We start from the raw sequence: 1369 nt of genomic DNA, 5'->3' as shown, positions 1-1369 counted from the left end.
CGCTTAATAGGATGGTCAGCCCGATCCTCACTCAGTGGACTACGCTGAGTGAGGATTTTGTCCTTCTGGAGGACCATCATGGACACGGTATCGCTGATCGGAGTCGATCTCGGCAAGCACTGCTTCCACCTGCATGGGCAGGATGCGTCAGGCAGGATGGTGTTCCGTAAGAAGCTCACGCGTAGCCAGATGTTCACGCTGCTGGGCAATTTCCCGAGTTGTACGGTGGTCATGGAGGCCTGCGCCGGTGCGCACTGGATCGCCCGCCGACTTCAGGCGCTGGGCCACGAGGCCAAGCTGATTTCCCCTCAGTTCGTCAAACCGTTCCGGCAAGGCAACAAGAACGATTTCGCGGATGCCCAGGCGATCTGCGAAGCTGCTTCACGACCGAGCATGCGTTTCGTGAGCCCGCACAACGAAGCTCAGCAGATCGTTTCAGCCTTGCATCGCGTGCGCGGGGGGCTGGTGCGCGAGCGCACCGGCACGATCAACCAAATTCATGCGTTTCTGTTGGAATTCGGCATCAGCTTGCCGCGCGGCATGGCGGTGATCCGGCGACTGCCCGCCGTGCTGGAGGCAGAATCGTTGCCGCCGCGGCTGGTAAGCGTGATCGAACGTCTGCACGCGCACTGCAAGTATCTGGACGAGCAGATCCATCAGCTCGAACGTGAGTTGCTTACCCAGCTACACGAGGACGAACGCAGCGAGCGGCTGCTCGAGATTCCCGGCATTGGCCCGATGACCGCCAGCGTGTTGATGTCGGAGTTGGGCGATGCGCGCCAATATGGTTCGGCAAGGCAGTTTGCGGCGTCGGTCGGGCTGGTGCCGCGGCAGTACAGCACCGGCGGCAAACCAACGCTCCTCGGCATCAGCAAGCGCGGGGACAAGGAATTGCGGCGGCTGCTGGTGCAATGTGCGCGGACCATCATGCAGCGCATCGAGCACCGCACGGATGCATTGGGCGTCTGGATTCGCGGCCTGTTGGCGCGACGACATTCGAACGTAGTGGCTTGCGCGTTGGCCAATAAATTGGCGAGGATCGCGTGGGCCATCCTCGCCAAAGGGACACACTACCGAAGCACCGAGGCTGTTCCCGCGGTCTGACGCTTCGTGTCGCTTACGGCTTCAGTTGCAGCAGTCACCTGGTTTTGCGACGCGAGATACGTGAAGGCATAAACGACTCAACGGCCGGACAAGTAACCTGACAACAAAAACAGCATCTCAATGCTGTACGCTTTTTGAGGTTTGCCCGGCGCGGCTCCCATCATGGGGCTGGATCACTCCATCCACGACCCCGGATAGATTCGAGCAAGTCCACTTTAGGTCAACACTGCCTCGCTTGCAAAAATCGGGCTGACCATAGATTTTT

Annotated in this window: 1 protein-coding gene; it reads left to right on the top strand. The window is 59.8% G+C overall.

Annotation, left to right across the window (positions count from 1 at the left end; genetic code table 11):
- Positions 1-78 precede the first annotated feature (78 nt).
- Positions 79-1104, top strand: a complete 1026-nt coding sequence (locus JMF86_RS34835; protein ID WP_011549396.1) for an IS110 family transposase — start codon at positions 79-81, stop codon at positions 1102-1104.
- Positions 1105-1369 lie beyond the last annotated feature (265 nt).

The sequence above is a fragment of the Burkholderia sp. E168m15 genome, assembly GCF_016586105.1.
Taxonomy (GTDB): Bacteria; Pseudomonadota; Gammaproteobacteria; order Burkholderiales; family Burkholderiaceae; genus Burkholderia; species Burkholderia orbicola.
This window is presented reverse-complemented; position numbering and strand designations above follow the sequence as displayed.

Coding starts and splice junctions, on each gene's coding strand:
- JMF86_RS34835 (WP_011549396.1), top strand. CDS start 79: ATGGACACGGTATCGCTGATCGGAGTCGATCTCGGCAAGCACTGCTTC.